The 7,293-nt window shown below is 72.3% G+C and carries 3 protein-coding genes and 1 pseudogene; 1 reads left to right on the top strand and 3 read right to left on the bottom strand.

The window, feature by feature from the left end; all coding sequences use genetic code 11:
* Nucleotides 1-2,350: pseudogene (locus AOK03_RS21815) on the top strand (hypothetical protein); the annotation flags it as partial.
* A gap of 6 nt (nt 2,351-2,356) precedes the next feature.
* Here AOK03_RS21815 and AOK03_RS21810 read toward each other — a convergent pair.
* The 3 genes from AOK03_RS21810 to AOK03_RS21800 are packed head-to-tail and all read right to left on the bottom strand — an operon-like array spanning nt 2,357 to nt 7,242.
* Nucleotides 2,357-3,946 carry a glycoside hydrolase gene (locus AOK03_RS21810; RefSeq protein ID WP_079074874.1) on the bottom strand — a complete coding sequence of 530 codons (1,590 nt, stop codon included), beginning with the start codon at nt 3,944-3,946 and terminating at the stop codon, nt 2,357-2,359.
* A 39-nt stretch (nt 3,947-3,985) separates the two neighbouring features.
* Nucleotides 3,986-5,428 carry an RICIN domain-containing protein gene (locus AOK03_RS21805; RefSeq protein WP_055567005.1) on the bottom strand — a complete coding sequence of 481 codons (1,443 nt, stop codon included), beginning with the start codon at nt 5,426-5,428 and terminating at the stop codon, nt 3,986-3,988.
* 50 nt (nt 5,429-5,478) lie between these two features.
* Nucleotides 5,479-7,242 (bottom strand): glycoside hydrolase family 35 protein, encoded by a 1,764-nt coding sequence (locus AOK03_RS21800; protein WP_055567004.1) that lies wholly within the window; start codon nt 7,240-7,242, stop codon nt 5,479-5,481.
* Between the last annotated feature and the right edge of the window lie 51 nt (nt 7,243-7,293).

The raw sequence follows: 7,293 nt of genomic DNA, 5'->3' as shown, positions 1-7,293 counted from the left end.
CACCGCCGCCCTCGACGCCCGCAGGCTCGGCCACCAGACGCCGCTCGGCGGGGACCTCCTCGCGGCGGCGGCCGACGGCTCCCTCGCCCCGCACCACCGGGCCTCTTGCGCGGACTGGGCAGGACCCGACCTGGCGGCGCTGACGGACGGCGTGCGCGGCGACGGCTCACGCGCCGACGTCCGCAGCACCCTCACCCCGCTCCGCGCGGTCCGGGAGACCGCAGGGGCCCGGCCCCGCTACGAACCCGCCGACTACCTCCTCCAGTACACCGCGCCGCCCCACGGGACCCTGGCGGGCACCGCGGCCCTGTGGGAAGCGCTCGTCCGCCACACGGACGACACCGAGGACCTGCACCGGCTCCAAGCGGCCGCCTGGCGGCGCGGACTGTTCCGGTACGCCCTCCGGCTCGATCAGCGGGCCGCGCTCGCGGGCAGTGACGACGCGTGCGTACGCATCGTCGAGCGCACGCGGCGACACCCCGACGCCGCGCGGGCCGCCCTCTGGGCCGCCGCGCACGTCGACCCGGGCAACGGCCGGGTGGTGGAGGAGCTCCTCACGGATCTGCACGCCGTGGGGGCCCAGGAGGCCGTGGACACGCTCGCGCGGCGCGTCGTCGAGGCGGCCGACCCGGCGGACGTGAAGGCCGTCGGCGAGCTCGCCCTGCGCCTGACCGCGCAGGGCGTCACGGCCGACGTCGTCGACGCTCTCGTCGACTCCCTGGCGGCCCACGTCGACCGGACCGACCCGGAACACATCATCTGGGCGCTGCCGCACCTCGCGAAGGCAACCGCGGGGCGGCCCGCGCGGCGCGTCGTCGGACCGCTGGCGCACCGCGCGGCCCGCCACGCGGACCTGACGAACACATGGCGGACCACGCGGCTCCTGGACGTGCTCGGCGCCGTGGGCGAGTCCCGCGCCGCGGCGGCCCTCGCCGCCCGCATCGTCGACGGGGCGGCCGACCTCGACCCGGACGAACTCCCCTGGCTGATCGGCGCGCTGCAGGAGGCCGGGGCGGCGCACGCCGCGCGCGACCTGCTGGCCCTTGACCCCGCCGCCCGGACCGGCCTCACCGACGTCGGCACCGTCTCACGGCTCCTCCAGGTGCTCAGGAAGGCCGGGGACGACGACGGTGTGCGCACCCTGCTCCGCCGCTCGCCCGCCCGCCACATCGACGTCGTCGGCCGCCCGGACTTCTTCGACGTCGCGTCCGCCCTCTGCGGTTTCCTCATGACGCTCCGGGAGTTGGGGGCCGAGGAGGAGTTCGCGTTGCTGGCCGAGCGCGTGGCGGAGGGGGCCGACCTGGAGGACGCGGAGGCGATGGCGTCGCTGCTCGACCTGTTCCACCACACCGGCAGGCCCGAGCTCGTACGCCTGGTGCTCGCCCGGCAGCCGGTGGCCGAGCTCTTCTACGAGGACCCGGAAGAGCTGCGGGGGCTCCTGTGCGCGCTGCTCACGGTCGGCGCGGAGGCCGAATTCGAGTCGCTGGCATCGGAGGTGGTGTCCCATGTGCCCCTCACCGAACCGGACGCCGTCGGTGAGGTCGTCGAGCTGCTGTGGGAGCTCGGAGGGGAACGGGCCCTTGCCCCGCTGATGGCGGCGGCGCTGGCCCACACGCCCGCGGACGAGATGTTCTTCCTGGTCCGGGAGCTGTCCCTGGCCGGTGCGGAGGATGCCGCCGCACGGCTGGCCCGGCACATCGCCGAGCGCGTCGAGAGGCCGAGCGTGGACGCCATGGAGTTCGTTCTCTGGGCCTTCACGGAGGTCGGCCGGGCGGAGGCGGTGCAGGTCCTCTTCGACCGCGGCCTCCTGGACGGGCTCGACGCGGTCGACTACGAAGGCCGGGAAGCGCTCGCGGGCCTCGTGGACACGCTGTGCGCGGCGGGCAAGAGGGAGGCCGCCCGGGAGATCGCGGCCCGGGCGGCCGACGGAATCGCCCTCACCGACGTCTACGCCATCGGGACCCTCCTGCACACCCTGACCGCCCACGGCTTCACGCAGGCGCGCGCGGTCCTGATCCGACGGGCCGCCGCGGGGGCCGAACTGACGCACGTGAACGGCGTCGCCCGCCTGATCGAGGCGTTCCTCGCCGCCGGAGACAGCGACGCCGTCGACGAGGTCCTGCGCCGCGACCCGCTCGGGCACATCGACCGGGGCTGGGCCACGGAGACCTGCCACGAAGCGCTCGTGGCCGCCCTCCGCAGGGCAGGCGCCCCGCAGGCGGACGAGTACGCCCGGTGGGCGCGCGGCGCCGGAATGCTGCCCGTCGAGCCCTGCCTACCGCACGGCGTGGGGCTCGACGGCAGCCCTGACGCCCCCTGGTCCTGGGCGAGCGTCACTGAGCAGGCCTGACGGCCGTCAGGAAACGCCGTCCACGACGAAGCTGGTGACGGACTCGGCCGGGACGGTGAAGGTGGCCCGGCCGTCCGTCACCGGGACGGGGTCCCGCTCCTCCAGTGCCCCGCCCGCGCTGGTGACGACCGGCGTCATCGTGGCGTCCGGCGACACGCGGGAGAACTTCGAGAGGTCCACCGTCACCGACCGCTCCTCCCCGCCGGAGTTGACGTGGACCACGGTGGCGCCGCCCCCGCCCGCGCGGACCGCCGCGGCGCTCGACGCGTCGTCGACCGTGACCAGCCGGTCGCCCGGCCGGATCGTGTGCGTGAAGTTGCGGGCGGTGTCGAACTTCGTGTTGGTCCTGATCGGGCAGGTCTTCAGGGTGTCCTTGGCGGTGCAGTCGAAGGGCAGCTGGATGCTGCCCCAGTTGCCGCCCTTCTCGCTCTCCCCGCCGGGTTTCATGTTGTTGTAGTCCTCGACGGGCTGCCAGAACACCCAGGCGGACGGCTCCAGTTCACGCAGGTCGTCGACCATGTGCTGGGCCAGGCCGAGGCCGGACTTCATGTCGGTGAAGTCCTGCCCGTCCGGATCCCACTCCCCTTCGACCTCGCTCATCCACAGCGGCCTCCCCGCCTTCTTCGCCAAGTCCCGTACGGCGGTTCGCCCTTCGGTGCCGTACGTGTGGACGTTGAGCCGGTCGACGAGGTCGCGGACCTCGGTGGGGTAGGAGTTCCAGTTCTTGGCGAACAGGGTGGGGTTGGTCTCGTCCATCGCCGATATCTTCGCGTCGGTAGGGGACTTGGCCGGCGTCGTGGCGAGCGCGCGGAGTACCTTCTGCTGGAGCTCGGGGCCGATGTGGGCGCCCTCCTGGCGTCCGCCGACGGGCTGCGAGTCGGGCCCCAACCACGTACTCCAGTAGTCGGTGTTGGGCTCGTTGAACGGGGCGATCGTGTCGACCTCGATGCCGTGCGCCTTCTCCAGGCGTTCGGTCGCGCCCGTGAGGTACGCGGCGAAGTCGTCGACGGACTCCTCCTTGAGCTGGTCCTCGGTGGCGTCGAAGCCCCCGGACACGTAACCGCTCTTCGTCATGAACCAGGGCGGCGAGTTGCTGAACGTCTCCCAGTGGTCGATGTCGCCCTTGATGCGGTCGACCCACCACCGCTGAGTCCTGTCGGCGTCGGGGTTCCAGTGGGCGGGGTCGGCGGGGTCCCACCAGTCGGTGTCCTCACGGGTGGTCCCGTCGGGCGCCCGCCACCAGCCCTGGACGGCCCCGCCGGGGCGCAGATAGTCCTTCACGTCGGGGGCGTTGCCGCCGCCGATGTTGTAGCGGGCGATGTTGAGGCCGAGCCCGCTGTCGCCGAAGACGAGGTCGGCGAGCTTCTCGCGGACCTCCGGCGGATAGTCGCCGGTGGCGTTGGCGAACCAGACGAGACTGGTGCCCCAGCCCTCGAACTCCTCCTGGGCACGGGAGGGATCGGGCTGAACGGTGACAGCGGGAGGAGCGGCTGCCTGGGGCGGGGCCGCCGCGAGGACGGTCGTGGTGGCCAGGGCCGTGCAGCCGAGGGCCGTGAGCAGCCGCGTACGACGTGTGCGGTGTGTTCCGTGTGCCATCGTGTTCCCTTCTCCGGGGGTGTCGACCGGCTCGGAGGGTCAGGCGGTCGTGCGGCGCTCGAACTGCTGGCTGGCGCCGTCCCCGCAGGCCTCCTGCACGAGGCGGGCGCCGTCCGCCGTCGATTTGCCGGCGACGGCGAGGCACTTGTCGCTGTGCCGCGCCACCAGCCGGTAGGTGGCGTCGCCCCGCTCCTCGAACCGCCACTGCTGGTTGACGCCGGAGGTGCAGCGGTACTGGTGCACGGTGGCGCCGTCGGCGGTGGACTCGTCGGCCACGTCCAGGCACTTGCCGCTGTGCTGGGCGAGCACGCGGACGTACCCGCCGCCCGCGTCCTCGAACCGCCACTGCTGGTTGAGCCCCTGGTCACAGCTCTGCTGGACGACCTCCGCACCGTCGGCGGCCGAGTTGCCCGAGACGTCGACGCACTTGCCGCTGTGCCGGGCGGCGAGGCTGTGGCGGGCGTCGCCGCCCACGCCGTCGACGGCTCCGGTGTCCGTGTCGAGGGAGATCTGCGGGTACCACGGCAGGTCCATGGTGGTCCTGGTAGGGAAGGCCAGCGGCAGCCAGACGTACTGCGAGTCGTTGACCGTGCCGCCCATGGAGTTGCCCCAGCGGTCGCCCATGTAGAGGTACGAGGTGGCCGATGAGCCCTGCACCGGAAGGACGAAGGCGGTCTGCGAGCCGTAGGCCGTGTCGTTGCCGACGTCCTTCATCTCGCTCCACGGGCCCGCGAGGCTCTCCGCGGTGGCGTACTTCTGCTGGTTGGGGTTCCAGCCGCTGGTCCCCGAGGTCAGCATGAAGTAGACGCCGTCGCGCTTGAACAGGGCCGGAGCCTCCCGCCACTGGCCGGGCCAGGGGTTGGCCACCTGCTTGTCGTAGCCGGTGAAGTCGTCGTCGAGCCGGTAGATGTGCAGGTCGGCGTTGTTTTCCGTGGCCGTGATCTGGTACGCGGTCCCGTCGTCGTCCTGGAACAGCGTCTGGTCGCGGGAGGTGGTGCCGCTCGGTGGCCGGAAGCTGCCCTTCCAGGTGTAGTCGCCGTCGACGGTGTCGGAGACCGCGACGGCGGCGCGGGCCTCGTTGTAGTCCTTGCCGTTCTCCTTGTGCATCCACATGACGAACTTGTGGGTGGTCTTGTTGTAGATCACCTTCGGCCGCTCGATGTACGAGACGTCGAGCTCCGGGTCGCTGGCCTGGGTCAGGACGTTCTTCCTGAACTCCCACGTCTTCAGGTCGGTCGAGCGGTAGACCGAGACCGCCTTGAAGGTGTTGTCGGCGTTGCGGTTCTCACCGAACCAGTAGTAGTGCGAGCCGACCTTGAGCACGCCGCCGCCGTGGGCGTGGACGCCGTTCCCGCCGGTGTCGGGGAACTGCGTCGCGTTGGTGACGGTGACCGGTGCGGCCTCCGCGCTGGTCGAGGCGGTCAGCAGCAGGAGCACGCTTGCGCATGCGGCCAGTGCCGGCCTGAGGGCACGTCGGAACATGGGGTTTCCTCTCGGGTGGGGGGAAAACTCAGAGGCGGCGCGGGGGCGGCTCAGGGCACCACGGGGCCGAGGTCCGGGGTGTCCGTGAGCAGCGCCCGCCTGCCGGTGGTGGCCTGCAGCTCCAGGAGGACGACGTCGTTGGAGCCGGGGCGCAGGACGGGGGAGGGGACGTAGAGGGTGCGCTGCGGGCCGCGGTTCCAGTAGCGGCCCAGGTGGAAGCCGTTGACCCAGGCCTGGCCCTTGGTCCAGCCGGGCAGGGCGAGGAAGGCGTCGGCCGGGACGGTCACGTCGAACGTGCCGTGGTGGAAGGCGGGCACCGAGTCGGTGGTGGACGTGTCGGGGGTGAAGGGCACCGCCGACAGGGCGTCCAGGGGCAGGGGGTGGCAGTCCCAGCCGTGCAGGACCGTGCCGTTCAGGTCGACCGGGCCGAGCAGGCCCTTGGGGGCGCCGATCCGCGGGCCGTAGTTGACCCCGCCCATGTTCTCCACGAGCACGTCGAGGACCGCGCCCGCGCGCGGCACCCGGACGGGCAGGGTCTCCTCGTGCCGCTCGCGTTCGAGTACGCCGACGGGGGCGCCGTCCAGGAAGACCTGGGCGCGGTCGCCGACACCGCCGTGGAAGCACAGCAGACCGTCGCCCGCCTCGGGGACGGTCGTGCGGTAGAGCGTGTATCCGGCGCGCAGGCCGAGCTCGTCCATCGTCGCGGGCAGCTCCGACCGCACGCCTTCGGCGAGGACGTGCACGTACGGCAGGAGCGGCGCGCGGCGCCCGAACTGAACCTCGGTGTGAGGGAGCTTGGGGCTCGGGGACGGTACCGGCCTGTCCGGCACCGGTGCGTGCCGGGCGATGACCTCGCGGAAGGCGTGGTACTTCGGGCCGGGGTCGCCGGACTCGGTGAGCGGGGCGTCGTAGTCGTAGGAGGTGACGATGGGGGAGTAGGCGTGGTCGTGGTTGGCGCCGTTGGTGAACGCGAAGTTGGTGCCGCCGTGGAACATGTAGATGTTGACCGAGGCGCCCGCGGAGAGCAGCAGGTCGAGGTCGGCGGCGGCGTCGGCCGCGTCCCGCACGTGGTGGGGCTCGCCCCAGTGGTCGAACCAGCCGATCCAGAACTCCGCGCACATCAGCGGCCCTTCGGGCTGGTGCTCCCGGAGGCGGGCCAGCGAGCGGGCGACGCGGCTGCCGAAGGTGCCGGTGACGAGCGTGCCCGGCAGGGTGCCCGCCGCCAGGTGCGCGGGGTCGGCCTGGTCGCAGGTGAACAGCAGCTCCGCCACCCCGCGTGAGCGCAGGGCGAGCTCCAGGTGCTTCAGATAGGCGGTGTCGTTGCCGTAGGCGCCGTACTCGTTCTCCACCTGTACGGCGATCACGGGGCCGCCGGACGCGGCCATGTGCGGCAGGAGCGCGGGAAGCAACTGGTCGAGGTAGCGGTCGAACGCGTCCGTGAAGCGGGGGTCGCTGCTGCGCAGCCCGATGTCCGGGTCCGCGGTGAGCCACGAGGGCAGCCCGCCGCCGTCCCACTCGGCGCAGATGAACGGCCCGGGGCGCAGCAGGACGCGCAGGCCCTCGGCGTGGGCCAGCCGCAGATAGCGGGGCAGGTCCAGGAGGCCGTCGAGGACGATCGGACCGTTCGGGTCGGGCTGGTGGAGGTTCCAAGGGATGTACGTCTCAATGGTGTTGAGGCCCATCAGGCGGGCCTTGCGCAGCCGGTCGGTCCACTGGGCGGGGTGGACGCGGAAGTAGTGCATCGCGCCGGAGACGATCCGGAACGGCTCGCCGTCGAGGAGGAAGCCGTCGGAGGTCGTGGTCAGTGCGGGCATGCGAGATCTTTCCTTCGACTACGGGGGTGTTCGTGGGGGCCTGAGGGGGAG

Source organism: Streptomyces atriruber (genome assembly GCF_001418325.1).
GTDB lineage: Bacteria > Actinomycetota > Actinomycetes > Streptomycetales > Streptomycetaceae > Streptomyces > Streptomyces atriruber.
Note: the sequence above shows the minus strand (reverse complement) of the source record. Positions and strands in the feature narration are given on the sequence as shown.

Coding starts and splice junctions, on each gene's coding strand:
- AOK03_RS21810 (WP_079074874.1), bottom strand. CDS start 3,946: ATGGCACACGGAACACACCGCACACGTCGTACGCGGCTGCTCACGGCC.
- AOK03_RS21805 (WP_055567005.1), bottom strand. CDS start 5,428: ATGTTCCGACGTGCCCTCAGGCCGGCACTGGCCGCATGCGCAAGCGTG.
- AOK03_RS21800 (WP_055567004.1), bottom strand. CDS start 7,242: ATGCCCGCACTGACCACGACCTCCGACGGCTTCCTCCTCGACGGCGAG.